General features: G+C 70.9%; 21 protein-coding genes and 2 tRNA genes. 3 read left to right on the top strand and 20 right to left on the bottom strand.

Annotation, left to right across the window (positions count from 1 at the left end; all coding sequences use genetic code 11):
- Window positions 1-105 precede the first annotated feature (105 nt).
- The 8 genes from ACWGDE_RS09720 to ACWGDE_RS09685 form a co-directional block, all read right to left on the bottom strand.
- A tRNA-Ala gene (locus ACWGDE_RS09720) sits at window positions 106-178 on the bottom strand.
- A gap of 131 nt (window positions 179-309) precedes the next feature.
- Window positions 310-543: a hypothetical protein gene (locus ACWGDE_RS09715; protein ID WP_112446589.1), complete on the bottom strand. Its 234-nt coding sequence runs from the start codon at window positions 541-543 to the stop codon at window positions 310-312.
- 136 nt (window positions 544-679) lie between these two features.
- Window positions 680-752 (bottom strand) — tRNA-Ala (locus ACWGDE_RS09710).
- A gap of 134 nt (window positions 753-886) precedes the next feature.
- The gene (locus ACWGDE_RS09705; protein ID WP_453388458.1) at window positions 887-1,507 is read right to left on the bottom strand and encodes a histidine phosphatase family protein; all 621 of its coding nucleotides are present in this window, start codon (window positions 1,505-1,507) and stop codon (window positions 887-889) included.
- A gap of 77 nt (window positions 1,508-1,584) precedes the next feature.
- On the bottom strand, window positions 1,585-2,031 hold the full coding sequence (rsfS, locus tag ACWGDE_RS09700; RefSeq protein ID WP_112446587.1) for a ribosome silencing factor: 447 nt from the start codon (window positions 2,029-2,031) through the stop codon (window positions 1,585-1,587).
- A 120-nt stretch (window positions 2,032-2,151) separates the two neighbouring features.
- Complete coding sequence (locus ACWGDE_RS09695) at window positions 2,152-3,912, bottom strand: LCP family protein (RefSeq protein WP_453388447.1); 1,761 nt, start codon at window positions 3,910-3,912, stop codon at window positions 2,152-2,154.
- 24 nt (window positions 3,913-3,936) lie between these two features.
- Window positions 3,937-4,554 (bottom strand): nicotinate-nucleotide adenylyltransferase, encoded by a 618-nt coding sequence (gene nadD, locus ACWGDE_RS09690; RefSeq protein ID WP_453388446.1) that lies wholly within the window; start codon window positions 4,552-4,554, stop codon window positions 3,937-3,939.
- 70 nt (window positions 4,555-4,624) lie between these two features.
- Window positions 4,625-4,792: a hypothetical protein gene (locus ACWGDE_RS09685; protein WP_453388445.1), complete on the bottom strand. Its 168-nt coding sequence runs from the start codon at window positions 4,790-4,792 to the stop codon at window positions 4,625-4,627.
- Between the two features lie 141 nt (window positions 4,793-4,933).
- Between ACWGDE_RS09685 and ACWGDE_RS09680 the strand changes: the two genes are divergently transcribed.
- Window positions 4,934-6,046: a M48 family metallopeptidase gene (locus ACWGDE_RS09680; protein WP_453388444.1), complete on the top strand. Its 1,113-nt coding sequence runs from the start codon at window positions 4,934-4,936 to the stop codon at window positions 6,044-6,046.
- Here the strand turns inward: ACWGDE_RS09680 and ACWGDE_RS09675 are convergent.
- The 7 genes from ACWGDE_RS09675 to ACWGDE_RS09645 all read right to left on the bottom strand — a co-directional run bounded on the left by ACWGDE_RS09675 (window position 6,030) and on the right by ACWGDE_RS09645 (window position 12,587).
- Window positions 6,030-7,184 carry an SCO2583 family membrane protein gene (locus tag ACWGDE_RS09675; protein ID WP_453388443.1) on the bottom strand — a complete coding sequence of 385 codons (1,155 nt, stop codon included), beginning with the start codon at window positions 7,182-7,184 and terminating at the stop codon, window positions 6,030-6,032. The genes ACWGDE_RS09680 and ACWGDE_RS09675 overlap by 17 nt on opposite strands.
- A gap of 68 nt (window positions 7,185-7,252) precedes the next feature.
- Window positions 7,253-7,813 (bottom strand): SCO2584 family spore wall biosynthesis protein, encoded by a 561-nt coding sequence (locus ACWGDE_RS09670; protein WP_453388442.1) that lies wholly within the window; start codon window positions 7,811-7,813, stop codon window positions 7,253-7,255.
- Between the two features lie 77 nt (window positions 7,814-7,890).
- Entirely contained in the window at window positions 7,891-9,168 is a 1,278-nt protein-coding gene (locus tag ACWGDE_RS09665) for a glutamate-5-semialdehyde dehydrogenase (protein ID WP_453388441.1), read from the bottom strand.
- A 241-nt stretch (window positions 9,169-9,409) separates the two neighbouring features.
- Window positions 9,410-9,823: a hypothetical protein gene (locus tag ACWGDE_RS09660; RefSeq protein ID WP_453388457.1), complete on the bottom strand. Its 414-nt coding sequence runs from the start codon at window positions 9,821-9,823 to the stop codon at window positions 9,410-9,412.
- A gap of 82 nt (window positions 9,824-9,905) precedes the next feature.
- Window positions 9,906-11,033 carry a glutamate 5-kinase gene (gene proB, locus ACWGDE_RS09655; RefSeq protein ID WP_453388440.1) on the bottom strand — a complete coding sequence of 376 codons (1,128 nt, stop codon included), beginning with the start codon at window positions 11,031-11,033 and terminating at the stop codon, window positions 9,906-9,908.
- A 79-nt stretch (window positions 11,034-11,112) separates the two neighbouring features.
- Window positions 11,113-11,571: a GtrA family protein gene (locus ACWGDE_RS09650; RefSeq protein ID WP_453388439.1), complete on the bottom strand. Its 459-nt coding sequence runs from the start codon at window positions 11,569-11,571 to the stop codon at window positions 11,113-11,115.
- Complete coding sequence (locus ACWGDE_RS09645; protein WP_453388438.1) at window positions 11,571-12,587, bottom strand: glycosyltransferase family 2 protein; 1,017 nt, start codon at window positions 12,585-12,587, stop codon at window positions 11,571-11,573. The genes ACWGDE_RS09650 and ACWGDE_RS09645 overlap by 1 nt, the downstream gene beginning before the upstream one ends.
- 157 nt (window positions 12,588-12,744) lie before the next feature.
- On the opposite strand from ACWGDE_RS09645, the gene ACWGDE_RS09640 reads away from it, so the two are divergent.
- Window positions 12,745-15,615 (top strand): bifunctional glycosyltransferase/CDP-glycerol:glycerophosphate glycerophosphotransferase, encoded by a 2,871-nt coding sequence (locus ACWGDE_RS09640; RefSeq protein ID WP_453388437.1) that lies wholly within the window; start codon window positions 12,745-12,747, stop codon window positions 15,613-15,615.
- Window positions 15,612-16,817 (top strand): glycosyltransferase, encoded by a 1,206-nt coding sequence (locus tag ACWGDE_RS09635; RefSeq protein ID WP_453388436.1) that lies wholly within the window; start codon window positions 15,612-15,614, stop codon window positions 16,815-16,817. Before ACWGDE_RS09640 ends, ACWGDE_RS09635 begins: the two co-directional genes overlap by 4 nt.
- Before the next feature lie 96 nt (window positions 16,818-16,913).
- On the opposite strand, the gene galE is transcribed toward ACWGDE_RS09635, so the two are convergent.
- The 5 genes from galE to rplU form a co-directional block, all read right to left on the bottom strand.
- Window positions 16,914-17,903 carry a UDP-glucose 4-epimerase GalE gene (gene galE, locus ACWGDE_RS09630; protein WP_453388435.1) on the bottom strand — a complete coding sequence of 330 codons (990 nt, stop codon included), beginning with the start codon at window positions 17,901-17,903 and terminating at the stop codon, window positions 16,914-16,916.
- A gap of 38 nt (window positions 17,904-17,941) precedes the next feature.
- Complete coding sequence (locus ACWGDE_RS09625; protein ID WP_453388434.1) at window positions 17,942-19,564, bottom strand: glycosyltransferase family 2 protein; 1,623 nt, start codon at window positions 19,562-19,564, stop codon at window positions 17,942-17,944.
- A 42-nt stretch (window positions 19,565-19,606) separates the two neighbouring features.
- Window positions 19,607-21,052, bottom strand: coding sequence for a GTPase ObgE (gene obgE / locus ACWGDE_RS09620; RefSeq protein WP_453388433.1), 1,446 nt, complete (start codon window positions 21,050-21,052; stop codon window positions 19,607-19,609).
- Window positions 21,053-21,221: 169 nt separating this feature from the next.
- Window positions 21,222-21,476, bottom strand: a complete 255-nt coding sequence (rpmA, locus tag ACWGDE_RS09615) for a 50S ribosomal protein L27 (RefSeq protein ID WP_030013081.1) — start codon at window positions 21,474-21,476, stop codon at window positions 21,222-21,224.
- Between the two features lie 13 nt (window positions 21,477-21,489).
- A complete protein-coding gene (rplU, locus tag ACWGDE_RS09610; protein WP_112446572.1) occupies window positions 21,490-21,810 on the bottom strand; it encodes a 50S ribosomal protein L21 in 321 nt (106 codons plus the stop codon).
- Window positions 21,811-22,147 lie beyond the last annotated feature (337 nt).

Raw genomic sequence — 22,147 nt, 5'->3', positions numbered from 1 at the left:
GGCCCCTGGGCCCCGCCGCGCCCCCCGGGGGCGCGGCGCCCTCCCGCCCCGCGCACCCACACCGAGACGCGGCCCCCCCGATCCGGGTGGCCCGCTTCTTCACTGTGGAGCTAAGGAGAATTGAACTCCTGACCTCCTGCATGCCATGCAGGCGCTCTACCAACTGAGCTATAGCCCCTTGCCCTGCCTGCCGCTTCGTTCTCCGTTTCCGGTTCCCCTTGGCGACGTCCCAAACATTACACGGTCATGGCCCTGGTCCAAAAATCGGTTTCCGTCGACCGTGGGCCATGCCCGATTTGACCCGTATCGTCACGCGCGAGCGAACTGATAGAACCGCTTCAGCGTGCAGTGCTCGTCGAGGAGCCGGCCGTAGATCGGCTCACCCTCCAGCTCGCGGTAGGTTTCGATCGGGTCGCCTTTTATGATCAGCGCCCGCGCGCATTCCTCGCACCAGTACTGGTAGTCGGGGTTGATCGGCTCCATGTCCCGCACGATCGGCGTGCCGTTGTTGCACCAGTCGCACCGCCGCCGGTGTGCACCCATCCGTCAGCGACTCCCTCCCGCGTCGGGCCGTCGTCGTCCCCCTCCGGCCGTCCGATTCTGCCATGCATGTGCTCGCCTGGGCAGCTGGGGACAAAAGCAAAGATCCCGCCCCCTGTTGGGGACGGGATCTTGATTGTGGAGCTATGGAGAATTGAACTCCAGACCTCCTGCATGCCATGCAGGCGCTCTACCAACTGAGCTATAGCCCCGCTCTCCGCGACGCTCCCCCCGTTTCCGGTGTTCTGCGCTGCGAACAAGAAGAACTCTAGCCTGTGACCAGCCGGAAAGTGAAATCCGGGTGGTGGCCGGGCGGGGACCGCCCGGAGGCGACGTCAGGACGGCGTCAGTCGTCGTCGCCGAGCACCGGTTCCGGCAGCGTGCCGGCGTTGTGCTCCAGCAGTCGCCAGCCGCGCGCGCCCTCGCCGAGGACGGACCAGCAGCAGTTGGAGAGCCCGCCGAGGCCCTCCCAGTTGTACGAGTCCAGGCCCAGCAGGCGGCCGATCGTCGTACGGATGGTGCCGCCGTGGCTGACCACGACGAGCGTGCCGCCCTCGGGCAGCCGGCCGGCGTGTTCCAGGACCACCGGCGCCGCCCGGTCGGCGACCTCGGTCTCCAGCTCGCCGCCACCGCGGCGGACCGGCTCTCCGCGCTTCCACGCCGAGTACTGCTCGCCGTACTTCTCGAGGATCTCGTCGTGCGTGAGGCCCTGCCACTCGCCGGCGTACGTCTCGCGCAGCGCCTCGTCGTGCGTCACGGACAGGCCCGTGACGGCCGCCAGCTCGGCGGCCGTGGCCGCGGCCCGGCGCAGGTCCGAGGCGACGATGGCGTCGGGCCTCAGGGACGCGAGCAGCCGGGCGGCGCGGCGCGCCTGCGCCACACCGTCCTCGGTCAGCTCGATGTCCGTCGAGCCCTGGAAGCGGCGCTCCAGGTTCCACGAGGTCTGGCCGTGCCGCCAGAGGACGATCTTCCGGCTGGTCCCGCCCGGCTTGGTCGTACCGTCGAGGTTCGTGCCGTCGAGGTTCGTGCCGTGGTTGGTGGCGCTCAGAACAGATCACCGTCCAGTTCGTCGTCGCCCTGCGTCGCGCGCAGCTGGGCGTGCTCCTCGGCCTTGCCCTTGGTGAGCTTGGCGTCCTCGGGGAGGTCGATCTCGGGGCAGTCCTTCCACAGGCGCTCCAGCGCGTAGAAGACGCGCTCCTCGCTGTGCTGCACGTGGACGACGATGTCGATGTAGTCGAGCAGGATCCAGCGGGCGTCGCGGTCGCCCTCGCGGCGCACCGGCTTCGCGCCGAGTTCCTTGAGCAGGCGCTCCTCGATCTCGTCCACGATCGACTTGACCTGGCGGTCGTTGGGCGCCGAGGCGAGCAGGAAGGCGTCGGTGATCGACAGCACGTCGCTGACGTCGTACGCGATGATGTCGTGCGCGAGCCGGTCGGCCGCGGCCTGGGCGGCGGCGGTGATGAGCTCGATGGAGCGGTCCGTGGCGGTCACTGGCCATGCTTTCGGGTTGGCGGGCAGATCCTTACAAGGGTCTCATGTACCGCCGACGCCGCCCGCGCGGAACGTCCCGCGCGGGCGTACCCGCACCTCACATGCGCCGCCGCAGAAGGCTCAGGACGGTTTGTAATCCTTGCCCAGCGTCACCACGACGTCGGCGTTGACCGCGTTCTCGGCCTTCTTCACGACCGTCTCGGGCAGCCCCAGCGTCTTGGCGACCTCGACCGCCCTGTCCTTCTGGGCGTCGTCCTGGTAGGTGATCTGCGACCCGGGCGCGGGCTTGTCGGCCTTGCCGCCGTCCACCAGGGCGTAGCCGCCGTTGAGCAGGGCCGCCTTCGCCGCCGTCTGGCTCTTCTCGTCCCCGGTGGCGTCCTTCAGGCCCACCCTGGGGGCCGCGCCGGGCTGGGCCTCCGTGGCGGAGCCGCCGAGCACCTCCTTGACGACCTTCTTGTTGGCGTCGTCCGTGAGGCCGCCGTCGGGCTTCAGCGCGAGCACGTCGGTGCGGTAGGCCCCCACCTTGGCGTGCTCCCCGAGCTTGGACAGCAGGGAGCCGAGGCTCTGGGCGTTCAGCGCCGGGTCCAGGATCTGGCCGGTGCTCTCCACCGTCATGGCGGCCGACTTCGGATCGCCGGGCACCTTGCGCAGCAGGGCGAAGAGGACCTTGCCGAGCCGGTCCAGCTGCTTGGCCTCCGGCTCGCCCTGGGCCCGGTACGTGGCGTACGCGACGGCCATGGCGCCGCTGAGGCTCTGCTTCTGGCCCTGGCCCACGGCCGGCGCCTTCACCGAGTCGTCGGCCGGGACCGCCGTGTCGGTGTCGACCTCGATGCCGCCGACCAGCTCCACGAAGTTCTCGAGGAAGGGGGTGTCGAGGCGCCAGGTGCCGCCGATGTGGGTGCCGAGCGTCGAGTCGAGGGCCTCCCGTACGCCCAGGCCGCCGTCCGCGACGGCCTTGCCCAGCTGGGTGGCGGTGCCGTCGTCCTTGGAGACGTTCAGCCCGTTCGGCACCAGCACGGTGGCGCCCTGCTTGGTGGTGACGTTGTCGACGAGCAGCGCCGTCGCGGTGCCGCCCTTCTTGGTGTTGTGCAGGTGGACGACGATCATGTCGCGCTTCTGCGGACCGCCGGTGGCCGCGGCGCCCGCGCCCTTGCCGGGACCCTCCAGGAACGGCAGCTTGCCCGCGTACCAGAGGTACCCGAGCCCGCCCACGACGAAGACGGCCAGCACCACGATCAGCGCCACCACGCGGTTGCGGCCGCGCCGGCGGGCCTCCTCGCGGCGCTCGGTGCGGCTCTCGGTGAAGGCGAGCCAGTCGATGACGTCCTCGGAGTCCTCGTCCTGCTGGTCGAGGAAGGCGAACTGCTCCGTGCGGTACGAGGCCCCCTGCGCGCCCTGCCCGTCGGCCCGGCGGGGCTCCGGGACCTGCGCGGCGGCGGGCCGGAACTCCGGCTCGGGTACGGGCGCGGGCTCCCGGGCCGGGGCGGGGGCCGGGGCCTCGGGGGCGGCCTGCTGCGGGATCCACTGCTGGGTGGCCTGGGTGTCGTACCCGTAGGCCTGGGGCTGCGCCTGGGGGTACTCCTGCTGCGGCTGCGGCGCGTAGTACTGCTGCTGCTGCTGCGGCTGGGCCTGCTGGGGCTGCTGGGGCTGCTGCCGGCCGTACGCCTGGTAGTCGTAGCCGTACTGCTGCTCGTACTGCCCGTCGTACTGGGGCTGCTCGTACTGCTGCGGCTGCTCGTAGGCGGGGGCCGGGGCAGGGGCGGGCTGCTGCGCGGGCACCTGGCCGTACACCGGCCGCCCGTACGCGTCGTAGCCGAGGAGCTGCTGCTCCTGGCCGACGTACGGGTCGTAGCGGTCGTACGGATCCTGTCGGTCGTTCACCGCGGGGCCCCTCTCTCCGGAAGCTCAGGCTCCCCGGTACAGCTCACGCTTGTCGATGTAGCGGACCACGCCGTCGGGCACCAGGTACCAGACAGGATCCCCCTTGGCGACGCGTGCGCGGCAGTCCGTGGAGGAAATGGCCAGCGCGGGCACCTCGACGAGGGAGACGCCGCCCTCGGGCAGACCGTCGTCGGTGAGGACGTGGCCGGGCCGGGTGACGCCGATGAAGTGGGCGAGGGCGAAGAGCTCGTCGGCGTTCCGCCAGGTCAGGATCTGGGCGAGGGCGTCGGCGCCGGTGATGAAGAACAGGTCGGCGTCGTCGTTGAGGGCGCTCAGGTCCCGCAGGGTGTCGATCGTGTAGGTCGGTCCGCCGCGGTCGATGTCGATCCGGCTCACCGAGAACTGCGGGTTCGACGCGGTCGCGATGACCGTCATGAGGTACCGGTCCTCGGCCGCGGACACGGCTCGCTGCGACTTCTGCCACGGCTCACCGGTCGGTACGAACATCACCTCGTCGAGGTGGAACAGCGCGGCCACCTCGCTGGCGGCCACCAGGTGTCCGTGGTGGATCGGGTCGAATGTCCCGCCCATCACCCCGAGCCGTCGCTTGACCGGGCCGGTAGGCATTTCCTGCTCTCCCATGAGCGCAGAGCCTACTGGCCCGGTGGAGCGGCGGGGACCCGCCTTCGAGCGCGTGCGCGATCCGCGGACTTCAGCGGTCGCGGTTCAGGCGCGTGGTGACCCACAGCAGCAGGAGGAGGATGCCGAAGGCGGCGCCGCCGGTCAGGTACGGGTTGAGGCTGTCGTGGTTGCCGCCGTGCTGCTCGGCGCCCTCCGAGGCGAGGACGACCAGGGTGTGGGCGGTGGAGGCGAGGCTCATCAGGCAGGTACCTATCGAGTCGGGGAGCGAGCGGAGACTTCGCTCACATCGTATGCGGGGGCCTGGGGCACGCTCACGCCGACTCAGGCGTTGGAGAGGATAGACGGACCGACAGACGGACGGACCAACGGGGAGGGCGCTATGACGGGGACTGGCTTCGAGAAGGCACCGGCACGGGACCGCAGGAGGTTCCCCGGTATTTCCTCACGGGCGTACGAGCATCCGGCGGACCGCTCGGCGCTGGTCGCCCTGCGCAAGCTGAGCGGCTTCGACGCGGTCTTCAAGGCCCTCAGCGGGCTGCTGCCGGAGCGCAGCCTGCGCCTGCTCTTCCTGTCGGACTCCGTCCGGGTGGGCGAGACGCAGTTCCCCCACCTGCACGCGATGCTCCTCGACGCCTGTTACATCCTGGACCTGGAGAAGGTCCCGCAGATGTACGTGCAGCAGGACCCGAAGCCGAACGCCATGTGCATCGGGCTGGACGAGCCGATCATCGTGGTCACGACGGCCCTGGTCGAGCTGCTCGACGAGGAGGAGATGCGGGCGGTGGTGGGCCACGAGGTGGGCCACGCGCTGTCGGGCCACGCCGTGTACCGCACGATCCTGCTGTTCCTGACGAACCTGGCGCTCAAGGTGGCGTGGATCCCGCTCGGCAACGTGGCGATCATGGCGATCGTGACCGCGCTGCGCGAATGGTTCCGCAAGTCGGAGCTGTCGGCGGACCGGGCCGGCCTGCTGGTCGGGCAGGACGTGCACGCCTCGATGCGCGGACTGATGAAGATCGCGGGCGGCAACCACCTCCACGAGATGAACGTGGACGCCTTCCTCGCCCAGGCCGAGGAGTACGAGGAGAGCGGGGACCTGCGCGACTCCGTCCTGAAGATCCTCAACGTGCTGCCCCGGACGCACCCCTTCACGACGGTGCGGGCCGCCGAGCTGAAGAAGTGGTCCCAGAACCGCGACTACCAGCGGATCATGGACGGCCACTATCCGCGGCGCGAGGAGGACAAGGACACCTCGGTGACCGACTCCTTCCGGCAGTCCGCCGCGCACTACGCCGATTCGGTGCGCACCAGCAAGGACCCGCTGATGAAGCTGGTCGGCGACATCGCCGGCGGCACCGCGGACCTGGGCGGCAAGCTCCGGGACAGGTTCACGGGTACGGGGCAGGGTACGGGCACGGGCACGGCCGGCAGCGGCGAGCCCAAGGGCACGGACGGCGGCACGGACAAGGGCGGGGCTACGGGGCAGGGCTGACGCCCTGCTCCGGGGTGGCCGCCGGCGCCAGGACCCCGCAGAGCCCGGCCGTGCGCCGCGGATGGCCCCCGGCGTACGGATCGCTCGCGGCCGGGCCGACCGTGGTCGGCCCGGCGCCGGCCAGCAGCGGGCGGAAGCCCGGCGCCGGATCGGCGGAGCAGTCCTGCGGGCCGGCCATCACGTAGGCCGAGGCCAGCTCCGCACGCCGGGCCGTGAGGTCGTCGCGGTCGAAGCGCAGCCGCAGCTCGCGGCGGACGGTGAAGAGCGAGGCCCCGTCCGGCGCGGCGGGCTGGCCGGTGGCCGGGCGCACGGCGTAGACGAAGGTGTGGTCGGTGGTCACCTCCAGCACGTTCGGGGAGACCTCCTGGAAGGCGAGCGTGCCGCTGACCCGGACCCTGTTGTCGGCCACCACCGCGACGGCCGGGTCGAAGCGGACCAGCCAGCCCGTGACGGCGTGCCGCCCGTCCCCGGCCGGGACGAGCAGGCTCTGGTCGAACTGGGGCAGCTGTTCGGGGTCGAGCAGGACCCGCACCGGCCGTGAGGCGGCGCCGGACAGTACGTCGGGGTCGAGCGAGGACTGCACCAGGTAGTCCTTGGCGACGGTCAGGGCCGCGAGGACCTGGTTGTCAGTGAAGTGGTGGGTGCGGCGCACCGCGGGCATGGTGATCCCGGCCGCCCCGACGCGGTACTGCGCGGCCGGACTCTTCGCGAACAGGTCGGCCGGACGGCCGGCCGGGACGGTTTCGGTGGGCGCGAGCGGTACGACGGTGCTGCTGAGCGCCTCCGCCGGGCCTTCGGCGGGCGGCACGTAGGGATTGCGCAGCCCCATGTAGACGGCGCCGGCGAGCGCCAGGGTGATGCACAGGACGATGATCCGGCCCTGCCGGACCGCCGCCCGGCCCGAGCCGCCGCCCGGCCCGGCGGTACCTCCGCTCGACCAGAACGACCGGCTCCGTACGGCGCGGGCGTGCTCGCCCATGCGTTCCTGCGCGGAGAACTCCTGGAGCCGGGCAGCCCGGACGAAGTCCTCGTCGAACACGACCGACCGGTACTCGTCCGACCGGAATTCGTCGTCGCCCCCTTCGGTGCCTCCGGGGGTGCCGTTGGTGCCGTTGGGTGGATCTCCTGACACGGCCATCGCTTCTCCCCGCTGTCCCCGCTTCAGAGAAGCCCCCGGCTCCGGCGAAAGGGAGCGGGGTCGTACCTTCAGGGTTGGCGGCCGACGCGGTCCATAAACTTGCCGGCGCCTGCGACTTCGCCCATCGGGGTGCTGGCGGGGGCCGGAGCGGGTTCCGCGTCGCTCGCGGCACTGCGGTAGACGGCGCTGAAGGCGAGCGCGACCATGCCGAGGCCCATCACGAACGCGAGGATCCAGGCCACGGGGCGCAGCCAGGGAGAGCGGCCCCGGTAGGGGCGCAGGCTGCCGCCGTACGCGCCGTAGGGGCCTTCCGCGTAGCCGAAGCCGTGGCCGTGGTCCCAGCCGGATTCGTCGGGCTGGTAGCCGTCGGGGTGGGCGTACGCGTAGGCGTCGTAGTCCTCGTCGCCCGTCCAGCCGCCGGCGAAGGCCGCGCGGGCGGCTTCGGCCGCCTCGGCGCGCGCCCGGTCGCCGGCCCGCTGGCGCTCCGCGGCGCTCGGTTCACGGATCTCGGCGTTCCGGACGAAGTCCTCGTCGAACACCACGGAGGCGAAGTCCTTGTCCGCGCCTCCGCGGTCGTCGTCGGGCTCCCCGTCGTCCGGGAACGGTTTGCCCCCCACGTCGTCCGGCACGGGACCAGCCTAGACCTGAGGGACACCTTTGGGCAGGGTGTGAGCCGAAATCCGGCCACGCCGTGTTCAGCTGTCGACTACCGTACGTGACCGTCGCCGGTGACGATGTACTTGGTCGAGGTGAGCTCCGGGAGCCCCATCGGGCCCCGGGCGTGCAGCTTCTGGGTGGAGATGCCGATCTCCGCGCCGAAGCCGAACTGACCACCGTCGGTGAACCGGGTGGAGGCATTCACGGCAACCGTGGTCGAGTCGACCAGCTGGGTGAAGCGGCGCGCGGCGGCCTGCGAGGTGGTGACGATCGCCTCGGTGTGGCCGGAGGTCCAGCGGCGGATGTGGGCGACGGCGTCGTCGAGGGAGTCGACCACGCCGGCGGCGATGTCGTAGGAGAGGTACTCGGCGGCCCAGTCCTCGTCGGTGGCGGGCAGCGCGGTGACCTTGGTGCCTTCGGCGTACGAGAGCACCTCGCCGTCGCCGTGGACGGTGACGCCGGCTTCGGCGAGGGCGTCCAGGGCCAGGGGCAGGAAGGCGGCGGCGATGTCGCGGTGGACGAGGAGGGTCTCGGCCGAGTTGCAGACGGAGGGCCGCTGGGCCTTGGAGTTGACGAGGATGTCCACGGCCATGGCCAGGTCGGCCTGGGCGTCCACGTAGACGTGGCAGTTTCCGGTACCGGTCTCGATGACCGGGACGATGGACTCCTCGACCACGGTCTTGATGAGGGAGGCACCGCCGCGCGGGATGAGCACGTCGACGAGGCCGCGGGCGCGCATCAGCTCGCGGACGGATTCGCGGGACTCGCCGGGTACGAGCTGGATCGCGTCGGCGGGCAGACCGGCCTCGGTGATGGCGTCGCGCAGGATCCCCACGAGGGCGGTGTTGGAGGCGTAGGCGGAGGAGGAGCCGCGCAGCAGGACGGCGTTGCCGGACTTCAGGCAGAGGGCGGCGGCGTCGACGGTGACGTTGGGGCGGGCCTCGTAGATGATGCCGACGACGCCGAGCGGGACGCGGATCTGGCGGAGGTCGATGCCGTTGGGGAGCGTGGAGCCGCGGACGACCTCGCCGACCGGGTCGGGCAGGGCCGCGACGTCGCGGACGTCGGAGGCGATGGCCTTGACGCGGTCGGGGGTGAGGGTGAGACGGTCGATGACGGTCTCGCTCGTCCCGGCCTCACGGGCCTTGGCCGTGTCGACGGCGTTGGCCTCGACGATCTCGGCGGTACGGGCCTCCAGCGCGTCCGCGATGGCCAACAGGGCGGCGTCCTTGGCGGACCGCGGGAGCGGGGCGATGGCCGCGGCGGCGGTGCGCGCGGCTTGCGCGGTGGCGATCACGGGCGAGGTCGTGGCATCGAGCGAGGTCATGCGGCCAGGGTAATCCCCGGCCCGGCCGCGCCGGATGGGGTTTCACCCCCCGAGACGGGCCCCGCCTTCTGCCTGTCCCGTTGAGCGGGGGCGGGTGCGGGTGGTCGGCCCTGCGGGGCGGAGGTCCCCTGCCCGCCCTTCGCCCGTTCCCCGGGCTCCGCCCGGACCCGGTCCTCGAACGCCGGACGGGCTGAAAGATCGCCTGGCGGCACGCCGCCCCGCCGGACGGAGTCCGGCGCGTCTAGTAAGGGTGCACTCCCACCGGGTGGGCCGGGGGCGGTCCGTAGCCCTCGGCCACGCGCTGGTGGTAGGTGGCCCGGTCGATGACCTCCAGGCCGACGATCTCCCAGGGCGGCAGCTGCGCCGAGGAGCGGTGTTCGCCCCAGAGCCGCAGGGCGACGGCCGCCGCGTCGTGGAGGTCGCGGGCCTCCTCCCAGTAGCGGATCTCCGCGTGGTCGTCGGCGTAGCGGCTGGTCAGCAGGAAGGGGTGGTCGTGGGCGAGCTGTTCCAGCCCGCGGCGGACCTCGCACAGCGGCGCGGGCTTCCCGGAGACGCTCAGAGTGATGTGCCACAGACGGGAGGAGTCCCGTTCCTCCCCGCTCCCGCCGATGTCACCGTCCCCGGTGCCGACGCTGGTCAGCGCTCGTCTCACCAGCCGCCTCCTTGTCCGCTCCACACCTGTCCGCCCTTCACAGTTGACCAGTCCTCGGCCGACCGCGCGGCGGTTTTGCCGAACCTCAGCCCTCCAGCAGGACCAGATCGTCCCGGTGGACGACCTCTCGTTCGTACTCGGGTCCGAGTTCGCGCGCGAGCTCGCGAGTGGAGCGGCCCAGGAGCTGCGGAAGCTCCTTGGCGTCGAAGTTGACGAGGCCGCGTGCGACGGCGCGGCCGTCGGCCGAGCGCAGTTCGACGGGGTCGCCGGCGACGAAGTCCCCCTCGACCGAGGCGATGCCCGCGGGCAGCAGCGAGCTGCCGCGCTCGGTCACCGCGCGGACGGCCCCGTCGTCCAGTACGAGGTGGCCCTGCGGCGTCGACGCGTGCTGGAGCCAGAGCAGCCGGTCCGTGGAGCGGCGCCCGGTGGAGTGGAACAGGGTGCCCGTCGCCCGCCCGGCCAGCGCGTCCGCGGCCTGGCTGGCCGAGGTCAGGACGACGGGGATGCCGGCCGCGGCGGCGATGCGCGCCGCCTCGACCTTGGTGGCCATGCCGCCGGTGCCGACGCCCGCCTTGCCGACGCTGCCGATGGTGACGTGCGCGATGTCCTCGGGGCCGCGGACCTCTTCGATGCGGCTGGTGCCGGGCAGCGACGGGTCCCCGTCGTACAGGCCGTCGACGTCCGAGAGCAGGACGAGGAGGTCGGCGCGGACGAGGTGGGCGACGAGCGCCGCGAGGCGGTCGTTGTCGCCGAAGCGGATCTCGTCCGTGGCGACGGTGTCGTTCTCGTTGACGACGGGCAGGGCGCCCATGGCGATGAGCTGGTCCAGGGTCCGGTAGGCGTTGCGGTAGTGCGCCCGCCGGCTGGTGTCGTCGGTGGTGAGGAGCACCTGGCCGACGCGGATCCCGTAGCGGGCGAAGGAGGCCGTGTACCGGGCGACGAGCAGGCCCTGCCCGACGCTGGCGGCGGCCTGCTGGCGGGCCAGGTCCGTGGGACGGCGGCGCAGGCCGAGCGGGGAGAGTCCGGCGGCGATGGCTCCGCTGGAGACCAGGACGATCTCCTTCTCGCCGCCGCTGCGCGCCTTGGCCAGTACGTCGACCAGGGCGTCCACCCGGTCGGCGTCCAGACCGCCGGCCGCCGTGGTCAGGGAGGAGGAGCCGACCTTGACCACGATCCTGCGCGCGCCCTGCACACCCTGCCTAGCCGCTGACACTTCTGTCCCCTTGCCCCTCGCCGATCCTGACCCTGCCCGATCAATCTACGGGGTGGCCGGGCGGGGCCGCCCTCGGGTTTCAGACCGTGGACGTGGTGCGCGCCTGCTCGGGCTCCCCGGCCTTCTCGCCGGTGCCCGGGATGAGGATCTTGCGGGAGAGGACGAAGGTGAACGGGATGGCCACGACCGCCGCGACCAGCGGGGCGATCTTGGTGTTCATGCCCGCCCAGGTCACCAGGGCGTACAGGCCGGCGGACTGGATCACGTAGTTCGTGATGTTGGTCAGCGGGAAGAGCAGGAACTTCTTCCAGGTCGGCCGGGTCCGGTAGGTGAAGTAGGTGTTCATGAAGAACGAGCCGACCATCGCCAGCACGAAGGCGAGCGTGTAGGCGGCGAAGTACGGCATGAACGGGTGGATTATCAGGTAGAGCACGTAGAAGGTGCCCGTGTTGACCCCGCCCACCAGCGAGAACCGGATGATCTGACCGAGCTTCGCCTTCCTGTCGGACACGGCCGGGCTGTCGGACTTGTTCGGCATCAGCTGCTTCGCTCCACGATCACGCTCTCGGACACCATGGTGTCCCCGGTCTTCCTGATGTCCCCGGTGTCCCGCGCCTCCCGGCGCATGGGCTCCGCGCCGTGCGATTCCTTCACCAGGAAGTGCGGCCGGCGCTTGGTCTCGTAGTAGATGCGGCCGATGTACTCGCCGATCAGGCCCATCATGATCAGCTGGACGCCGCCCAGGCCGACGATGAGCCCGACGAGCGTGACGTAACCCGGGGAGGTCACGCCGTTCGTCATCGCCACGATCGCGATCCACACGGCGTACACCGCCGTCAGGGCGACCAGCGAGATGCCCGCCCAGATCGCGATGCGCAGCGGGCGGTTGTTGAAGGAGATCAGCCCGTCCATGCCGTAGTTCAGCAGGGACCCGAACTTCCACTTCGTCTCGCCGGCCTCGCGCTGCGCGTTGCGGTAGTCGAAGTGGACGGTGTCGAAGCCGATCCAGGAGAAGAGGCCCTTGGAGAAGCGGTTGTACTCGGGCAGCGACAGCAGGGCGTCCACGGCCGGGCGCGAGAGCATCCGGAAGTCGCCGACGCCGTCGGTGAGCTCCACGTCGACCCAGCGGTTGATGCCCCGGTAGTAGAGGCGGCTCAGCGCGGTGCGGACCTTCTTGTCGCCCTCGCGGGAGCGGCGGGCGATGATCTGGTCGTGGCCCTGCCGGTAGTAGTCGAGCATGGTGGCGATGAGCTCCGGCGGGTGCTGGAGGTCCGCGTCCATGATGACCACGGCGTCGCCGGTCGCCTCGCGCAGGCCCGCGAGCATGCCGGCCTCCTTGCCGAAGTTCCGGCTGAAGGAGACGTAGCGCGTCTGGTCGGTGTACTGGGCCGCGATCTTGCGGAGCTTGCCGAGGGTGCCGTCGCGGCTGCCGTCGTCGACGTAGCAGACCTCGTACTCGACGGGGAGGGCATTCAGGACCTTGCGGATCTCCGTGTCGAAGCTGTCGATGACGGCTTCTTCGTTGTAGCAAGGGACTACTACGGACAGCTTCATGAACACTTCCTGCGGGTCCGAACGGGTGATTGTCGGCGACCGGACCTGCCACTCACCTCTTCCTTAGAAGTATGCACGCCGGTCGCACGGCTGCCGGGGGTGAGTGCGGCACACGGTAGCTTTGACTGGATAAGCGGAATGAAACAAAGGGATCGAGGTGCACGTGCCTGACGTCTCCGTGGTCGTCATCGTCTACAACGACGCAGAGCGTCTGCCGACAGCCGTCCAGTCGGTTTTGGACCAGACTCTGCACGGGGTCGAAGTCGTGATCGTCGACGACTGCAGCAAGGACCGGTCCTACGCGGTCGCCCAGGAGCTCGAAGCCGCGCATCCGGGGAGGGTGCGCGCCTTCCGGCTGCCGGAGAACAGCGGGGGCTGCGGCGCCCCGCGCAACCACGGCATCGAGCAGGCCGCCGGCGAGTACGTGATGTTCCTGGACAGCGACGACGTTCTGGAACGCAACGCCTGCCGCAACATGCTGGACGCCGCCGAGCGGACCGGGTCCGACCTGGTCTCGGGCATGTGCGTCCGCGTGTTCGTCGACAACCGGTGGGGCAAGACCACCGAGTGGTACCCGTGGATCTACTCGCGCACCCGCACGCTGGAGTCGATCACCGAGTACCCGGACCTGCTGGTTTACGACACCCTCTCCACGAACAAGTGCTACCGGCGCGCGTTCCTGCTGGAGCAGGGGCTGCAGTTCCCCGTCGGCATCCACTACGAGGACCTGCTCTTCTCCGCCCAGGCCTACGTCGCCGCCCGCCGCATCACGCTCATCCCGAACCACGTCTACTTCTGGAACGTGATCGAGAAGGCCGCGGCGAAGTCGATCAGCAACCGGCGCCACGAGATCGAGAACTTCGTCCACCGGATGGAGATCCACCGTCGCGTCGACGAGCTGCTGGCCGCCAAGGGCCACGCGGAGATCAAGTCCGCGAAGGACGCCAAGTTCCTCAAGCACGACCTGGTGCTGCACCTGCGGGACCTGCCCCTGCTCGGTGACGCCTACCGCCAGGAGTTCGCCCGGCTCGCCAACGGCTACCTGGCCGGCATCGACCCGGCCGCGTACGAGAACGTCACGAACCTGCAGGCCATCTGCGCCTACCTGCTGGGCAAGGAGGACTGGGACAACCTCCTCCCGGCCGCCGACGCCATGACCAACAAGGGCCGGCTCACCTCCGCGCTGGCGGAGCGCGACGGCCGGATCTACTGGTGCGCCGAGCATCTCGACGACGCCGAGGGGCGGCGGATACTGGACGTCACCGACCAGGGCTTCGACACCGCGCCGCTCACCTCCCTCACCCTGGGCAACCGCCTCACCTCGTACGAGGACGACGGCCGCGGCACCGTCACGCTGGCGGGCGCCGTGGTGAACCCGCTGGGCCGCATCCGCCCCGAAACGGAACTGAAGGCTTCGCTCGAATTCCGGGCCCGCCGGCAGATCGGGGTGCGTTCCTTCAGCTTCCCGGTGGCAACCGTGCGCCACGCGGGTGACACGATCGAGTGGAATGCCACGGCCGACATCGGGAGCACCGTGCGTCCCCTCGGCATCATCGACGCGGTCTGGGACGTACGCCTGAAGTTGACGGCGGGCGGCTCCCGGCTCACCACCCGCGTCTCCGTCGGCGGGGTCGACCTGGAGAACGCGGCCCGGCTGCGCGTGCGCCCCCGGCTGACCCGGCTGGTCTCCGACCGCTTCGAGCCCGAGGTGACCAAGAAGGGCAACCTCTCCTACGTCCTGACCGCCGAGGGCGCCGCCGCCGTGCGCACCCAGACGCTGATCAGCAGCGCCATGCACGGCAAGGCCGCCGGCGTGGTCAAGCGGGGCCTGCGCAAGGCACTGCGGACCCGCCGCAACCTCGGCTCGGGCGAGCAGAAGGTGAAGGTCTACCACGAGGTCTTCTCGAAGCTGCCGATCAAGAAGGGCACGGTCGTCTTCGAGAGCCACATGGGCAAGCAGTACAGCGACAGCCCGAAGGCGATCTACGAGGAGATGGTGCGGCGCGGCGTCCCGTTCGAGGCGATCTGGTCGTACGCGGGCGGCAAGCCCACCGGCTTCCCCAAGGAGGCCACCCTGGTGCGGCGTTGGAGCTGGGCCTATCTGCGCGCGCTGGCGCAGGCCGAGTTCTGGGTCGACAACCAGGGCTTCCCGCTGGCGCTCACCAAGCGCCCGGGGACCACGTACATCCAGACCTGGCACGGCTCCGCGCTCAAGCGGATGGGCTTCCACGAGCCCCGCACCAAGGCGCAGGACCGCGCGGGCCAGCGCCGCTTCCAGGCGGCCGTCGACCGCTTCGACCACTTCCTGATCCGCTCCGAGCACGACGCGCGCACCCTGGCCAAGGGCTTCCGGCTGCGCGACGAGGTACTGCTGCGCACCGGCTACCCGCGCAACGACGCCCTGGTCGCGGCGCACCGCTCCGAGGCGAACAGCGGCGAGCGGGTCCGCGGGCCGCTGGCCGGCGAGTTCGGGATCGCCCCGGAGAAGAAGGTGCTGCTGTACGCGCCCACCTTCCGGGCGAACGCCGACGGCGCGGTGGAGGGCTTCGAGTTCCCCTTCGACGTGGAGGAGTTCGCCGACCGGCTCGGCGACCGCTTCACGCTGCTGGTGCGCACCCACTACCTCAACAGCGTCACGCTGCCGCCGTCGGTCGCGGGCCGGGTCATCGACGTGTCCAAGCACCACGACATCACTCCGCTGCTGGCGCTCGCCGACGGGCTGATCACCGACTACTCGTCCGTGATGTTCGACTACGCGGTCCTGGACCGGCCGATGCTGTTCTTCGCGTACGACTACGAGAAGTACGCCACCGACATCCGCGGCACCTACTTCGACCTGAAGGAGAAGGCCCCGGGCCCGGTGGTGGCCACGGCGGACGAACTGCTGCAGGCCCTCGCCGCCTTCGACGAGGCCGACGCCAAGTACGCCGAGGCGCGCCAGCGCTTCCTCACCGAGTTCGGCGAGTACGACCGCGGGGACGCGGCCGCCCGGATCGTCGAGAAGTTCTTCACCAGGAGCGGCAAGTGAGCCAGCAGACCGCCTCCGGGCAGGACCCCACGGCCGGGCAGTACGACCCGGCCGGCGGGCGCGACATCTTCCTCGTCTCCAACAGCGTCGACGAGCTCGGCGGCGTGACGACCTGGTCGCACCAGATGGCCCGGCTGTTCACCGAGCGCGGGCACCGGGTGCACGTCGTCGGCATCGCCCCCGTCGCCGAGGAGATCCGGCAGAAGCTCCCCGCCGACCTGCCCTACGCGACCACCACGCTGTACGACGCCCCGCCGCCCGCGGCCCGGCGCCTGCACGGCATCAAGGGCCGGCTCAACGCGCCCGAGCGGCGCCGCCAGGCGGCCCGCCGGGCGAAGATGCGGGCCAAGGCGGACCAACTGGGCGAGCTGCTGCGCACGGCCCGTCCCGGTGGCGTCCTGATCGTGACCCAGGTCTGGGCGATGGAGTGGGTGGCCCTCGCCGACACCAAGGGGTTCACCGTCATCGGCATGAGCCACGAGTCCTTCGAGGCCAGCCAGAAGTCCACCCGGGGACAGCGGGTCCGCCGCCACTACGCGGAGGTCGACCGGATGCTCGTGCTGACCCCGGAGGACGCGGACCTCTGGATCCGGGCGGGCATGGAGAACGTCGCCAGCATGCCGAACCCCCTGCCGTTCATGCCCGACTCCCCCGCCCCGCGCACCGGGAAGGTCGTCGCGAGCGTCGGCCGCCTCGCCTTCGAGAAGGGCGTGGACCTGCTGCTCGACGCCTGGGCGGACGCCGCCGCGCACCACCCCGACTGGGTCCTGCGGATCTACGGGGCCGGCGTGGAGGAGCCCGTCCTGCGGGCGCACGCCCGCGAGCTCCGGGTCGAGGACTCCGTGGAGTGGATGGGCAGCACCGACGACGTGCTCGGAGCACTGCGCGGGGCGTCCGTCTTCGCCCAGGCCTCGCGCGCCGAGGGGTTCCCGATCACGCTGCTGGAGGCGATGGCCGCGGGCGTGCCGGTGGCCGCCTTCGACTGCGCGCCGGGCGTACGGGAGATCGTCGAGCACGGCGAGGACGGACTGCTGGCCCGCCTCGGCAACACGATGGAGCTCGCCGGACACCTGGACCGGCTGATGTCGGACCGGGAACTGCGCGACCGGCTCGGCGACGCCGCCTTCCGCCACGTGCAGCGCTACTCCAGCGCCGAGATCACCGACCGCTGGGAGGAGCTGTTCTCCTTCCTGGAGCGCTGATCCCGACGGGCCGATCCCGACGGAACCTACGAAACCGCCCGCCCCCGGTCTGCTCCGGGGCGGGCGGTTTCATGCGCGGCGGGCGGCGCGGGCGGGTCAGGCCTTGGCGCGGGCCTCCCAGCCCTCCCACGCCGAGGTGATCATCTCGCGGACGTCGTGGCGGGCCTTCCAGCCCAGCTCGCCCGTGATCCGGTCGGCGGAGGCGACGACCTTGGCCGGGTCGCCGGCGCGGCGCGGCGAGACCGCGGGCTCGTAGGCGGCGTCGGTGTGCCCGGTGACCTCGTTGACCAGCTCCACCATCTCGCGGACGGAAACTCCCTCGCCGCGGCCGATGTTGACGGTCAGGTCCTTGTACTCGCCCTGCGCGCCCCACTCGACGAGCTTGCGGGCCGCCACCACGTGGGCGTCCGCGAGGTCGGCGACGTGGATGTAGTCGCGGATGCAGGTGCCGTCCGGGGTCGGGTAGTCGTCGCCGAAGATCCGCGCGCCCTCGCCCTTGTCGAAGCGCTCGAAGATCATCGGGACCAGGTTGAAGACCCCGGTGTCGGCGAGCTGCGGGGTGGCGGCGCCCGCCACGTTGAAGTAGCGCAGGCAGGCGGTGGAGATCCCGTGGGCCTTGCCGGCGGCGCGGACCAGCCACTCGCCGGCCAGCTTCGTCTCGCCGTACGGGCTCAGCGGCAGGCACGGCGTGTCCTCGGTGACGAGGTCGACGTCGGGCATCCCGTACACGGACGCGGAGGAGGAGAAGAGGAAGTTGCGGACGCCGGCGGCGGCCACGGCCCCGAGCAGGACCGTGAGGCCGTGCACGTTCTCGTGGTAGTAGTGCAGCGGCTTCTCGACGGACTCGCCGACCTGCTTCTTGCCCGCGAGGTGGACCACGCCGGTGATCCGGTGCCGGGCGAAGGTCTCGTCCAGGATCTGCCGGTCCAGCACGGAACCGACCACCAGTGGCACACCCTCCGGGACGCGGTCGGCGTTGCCCGTGGAGAGGTCGTCCAGAACCACGACCTCCTCGCCCGCGAGCAGCATCGCGCGGACGACGTGCGCCCCGATGTAACCGGCACCACCAGTGATCAGAAACGTCATGCGTGACTCCTGAGTTCTCTTTCGCTCTGCGGGACCGGCTAGCGGGCCCTCTTGCGGGCCCGGTCCAGGCGGCTGCGCGCGAGGCTCACGACTCCCGCGGCGCCGGGCGCGAGCCGCAGCGCCAGTGATCCGCCGGCCGTGCGGTAGGGCTGGGCCAACAGCACACCGTACCGGCTGCTGGGCAGCATCCGCCGGTGGAGCAGACCGCCCAGGGGGCGCGCGGAGGTGAGCAGGGAGCTGCCGTCGGCGCACTCCACGCCCACCTGTACGTCCCACGCCTGCATCCCGCGCCGGCCCGCGCCGCGTCCGAGGGCCGCCAGCGTGTTGAGCCGGAAGGGCACCTCCGCGGTCCAGTGGCCGCCGTCCGCCTCGGGGCTCAGTTCCACCGGCCCGGCCACCAGGGCCCCGGCGGGGTCGGCCCGGGGCAGGAAGCTCAGCCGGACCGTGCGCGGACCGGCCGCGGCGAGACGGCCGTACAGATCGTGCACGCGCAGCCGGAGCAGGCCGTGGCCGCCCGGTTCGGCGTCGACGGTGACGGGCAGCTCGCCCGTGGCGAGCTTCTCCAGCCCGTCCAGTTCCACGGGCAGGGTCTCGCTCCACACCGGGGTCCCGTCGGCGGCGCTCGCGTACGGGGGCAGCAGCCGGGGCGGGTCGGCCGCGAAGCGGGTCAGCCGCATCAGGTCGGCGGGGGCGGGCGGAGCCTCGGCGGCGCGCAGCACCCGTACGATCCAGCGGGCGTGCGCACCGGCGGCCTCGATGTCGGCGTCGGCGAACCCGGCGACGTAGTCGCGGGTCAGCCGCCACCAGGCGGACTGGTACTCGGGGTCCTTACCGAGCTCGCGCAGGTACATGCGCAGGTCGTACTCGAGGAACTTGACCTGGCAGGCCCGGCCCAGCCGGGGCGAGGAGGCGGTGATGATCCGGGAGGCCGTGCGGTGGGCCTCGACGCGCGAGCGCCAGTTGCCGACGTCCTTGCGGTCCAGGGAGATGGACACCTGGGCGGCGTCGCGGCGCACGTGCCACACGTAGACGAGGTCGCCGATGACCGCGATGCGGGGGGCCGCGGCGAGTACGCGGGCGGTGAAGACGAAGTCCTCGTAGACGAACCGGCCGTCGGGGAAACGGATCCCGTGCTCGTCCAGGAAGGCCCGGTCGTACAGCTTGTTGACGCAGAGGGTGTCCCGGACCAGCTGCGGCCGGTCGGCGGGCGTCTCGATGACCTCGCCCGGGGTGTACAGACCCGGCATCCAGGGCACGTCGCGGCCCTCGGGCAGCTCCCGGCGCACACAGGCGCCGACCGTGACCGGCGCCCGGTGTTCCACCGCGGCGCTCACCAGCGCGTCGACCGCCCCCGGGGGCAGGACGTCGTCGCTGTCCAGGAACAGGACGTACGGGGCGGTCGCGAGCGCGATCCCGTCGTTGCGCGGGGTGCCGCACCCCCCGCTGTTCTCCGTGCGGTGCACGACCTTCAGGCGGGGGTGGCGGGCTGCCAGCTCGTCCAGCACGGTGGCGGTCGCGTCGGCCGAGGCATCGTCGACCGCGATGACCTCGGTGACGACCGGGCCCTGGGCGAGGGCCGAGGAAACGGCCTCGCCCACGAGCCCGGCGTCGTTGTACGCGATCACCACGACGGAGACCGTGGGGGTAGGGATGCTCGTCACCCGTGGATCCTAGGCCACGCGGGCAACCACGAGCTCAACCGGTCAGAAGGGACGGAACTCGTCGTACTCCTGCTGGGCCGAGTCCCCGCGCTTGGCTTCCTTCTCCTTGCGGCGCGTGGTGGCCGGACGGGGGGCCTCCAGACGGTGGTCCTCACCGCGGCGGCCGAGCATCTCGGCGCCGGCCATCATGGTCGGCTCCCAGTCGAAGACGACCGCGTTGTCGTCGGAACCGATGGCGACGCCGTCACCGGCCTTGGCACCGGCCTTGCGCAGCGCCTCCTCGACACCGAGGCGGTTGAGCCGGTCGGCCAGGTAGCCGACGGCCTCGTCGACGTTGAAGTCGGTCTGGCGGACCCAGCGCTCCGGCTTCTCGCCGCGCACCCGGTAGACGTCCTCGACCTCGTCGTAGGTGATGGTGAAGCCGCTGTCGTCCACGGCCTTCGGGCGGATGACGATGCGGGTCGCCTCCTCCTTCGGCTTGCGGGCGCGGAACTTCGCGATGACCTCGCCGAGGAAGTAGGACAGCTCCTTCAGACCCGCACGGGAGACCGCGGAGACCTCGAAGACCTTGTAGCCGCGGGCCTCCAGGTCCGGGCGGACCATGTCGGCGAGGTCCTGGCCGTCCGGGATGTCGATCTTGTTGAGGACGACGAGGCGCGGGCGCTTCTCCAGGCCGCCGCCGTAGAGCTTGAGCTCCTCCTCGATGGCGTCGAGGTCGGCGATCGGGTCGCGGTCGGACTCCAGGGTGGCGGTGTCCAGGACGTGCACGAGGATCGAGCAGCGCTCGACGTGGCGCAGGAACTCCAGGCCGAGGCCCTTGCCCTGGCTGGCGCCGGGGATCAGGCCCGGGACGTCGGCGATCGTGTAGACCGTCGAGCCGGCGGTGACGACACCCAGGTTCGGGACCAGGGTGGTGAAGGGGTAGTCCGCGATCTTCGGCTTGGCCGAGGAGAGCACCGAGATCAGCGAGGACTTGCCGGCGCTCGGGAAGCCGACCAGCGCCACGTCGGCGACGGTCTTGAGCTCCAGGATGACGTCGCCGGTGGTACCCGGGACGCCGAGGAGCGCGAAGCCGGGCGCCTTGCGGCGGGCGGAGGACAGCGCGGCGTTGCCGAGGCCGCCGCGGCCGCCCTCGGCGGCGACGAAGGTCGTGCCCTGGCCGACGAGGTCGGCGAGGACGTTGCCCTCCTTGTCGAGGACGACGGTGCCGTCCGGCACGGGCAGGACCAGGTCCTGGCCGTCCTTGCCGGAGCGGTTGCCGCCCTCGCCGGGCTTGCCGTTGGTGGCCTTGCGGTGGGGGCTGTGGTGGTAGTCCAGCAGGGTGGTGATCGCCTGCTCCACCACCAGGATGACGTCGCCGCCACGGCCGCCGTTTCCGCCGTCGGGGCCGCCCAGCGGCTTGAACTTCTCCCGGTGAACGGAGGCGCAGCCGTGGCCCCCGTTACCCGCGGCGACGTGCAGCTCGACGCGGTCCACGAAGGTGGTCATGGGTGTTCCTCCAGATACATACGGGAATGTCCCGGGCAGGCCTTGCTGCCCATTAAACGTGTCTATGTGACAACGCGCCGAGGGCGGACCTCTCTTCCCGGCTCGCGCCGGGAAGAGTTGAGATCCGCCCTCGGGATGCTTCGGACTACCGATTCAGCAGGAGCTGAAATCAGGCAGCCGGAACGATGTTGACGACCTTGCGGCCACGGTGCGTGCCGAACTCGACCGAACCGGCCTGCAGCGCGAACAGCGTGTCGTCGCCACCACGACCGACACCCGAACCCGGGTGGAAGTGGGTGCCGCGCTGGCGGACGAGGATCTCACCAGCGGAAACGACCTGACCGCCGAAGCGCTTCACGCCGAGCCGCTGGGCATTGGAATCGCGCCCGTTCCGGGTGGACGATGCGCCCTTCTTGTGTGCCATGTCTCAGTCCCTCTTACTTCGCAGCCGCGGGGATACCGGTGACCTTGATCGCCGTGTACTGCTGGCGGTGACCCTGGCGACGGCGGTAGCCGGTCTTGTTCTTGTAACGCAGGATGTCGATCTTGACGCCCTTGTGGTGGTCCACGATCTCAGCCGTGACCTTGACGCCGGCCAGGACCCACGGGTCGCTGGTCACGGCTTCGCCGTCGACAACGAGCAGGGTCGAGAGCTCGACCGTGTCGCCAACCTTGGCGGTGGGAATCTTGTCAACCTCAACGATGTCGCCGACAGCAACCTTGTGCTGGCGACCACCGCTGCGCACGATGGCGTACACGCGGATCTCTCTCTCACTCGGGGCGGATACTCCTGAAGCCAGCCGCTCAGGCAGGAACCGTCACGAGGACGGGACCACACCGATCCGGATTGGACGAGCGGCCTCTCCCGCACGTGGTGCTCAGCGGGAGGAAGGTGCTCAGGAGTTGCGGCGCGTTTTAAACGTAATCGTCTAAGACACGCCGACGGTCTAGGTTACGGGGCCGGTTCCTAGGGGTCAAACCGGGTCCCGCAAGGCCGTGGGCCCCCCCCCACGGGGGGGGCCCCCGCCCCGGGGGGGTAAGGGGTAGGTAGGAGCCGAGGCGGAGGGCCGCGGCGGCAGGGCGGGCGCCCCCGTG

Source organism: Streptomyces sp. NPDC054956, assembly GCF_053609185.1.
The sequence above is the reverse complement of the archived record's forward strand: the minus strand, read 5'-3'. Positions and strand labels throughout refer to the sequence as shown.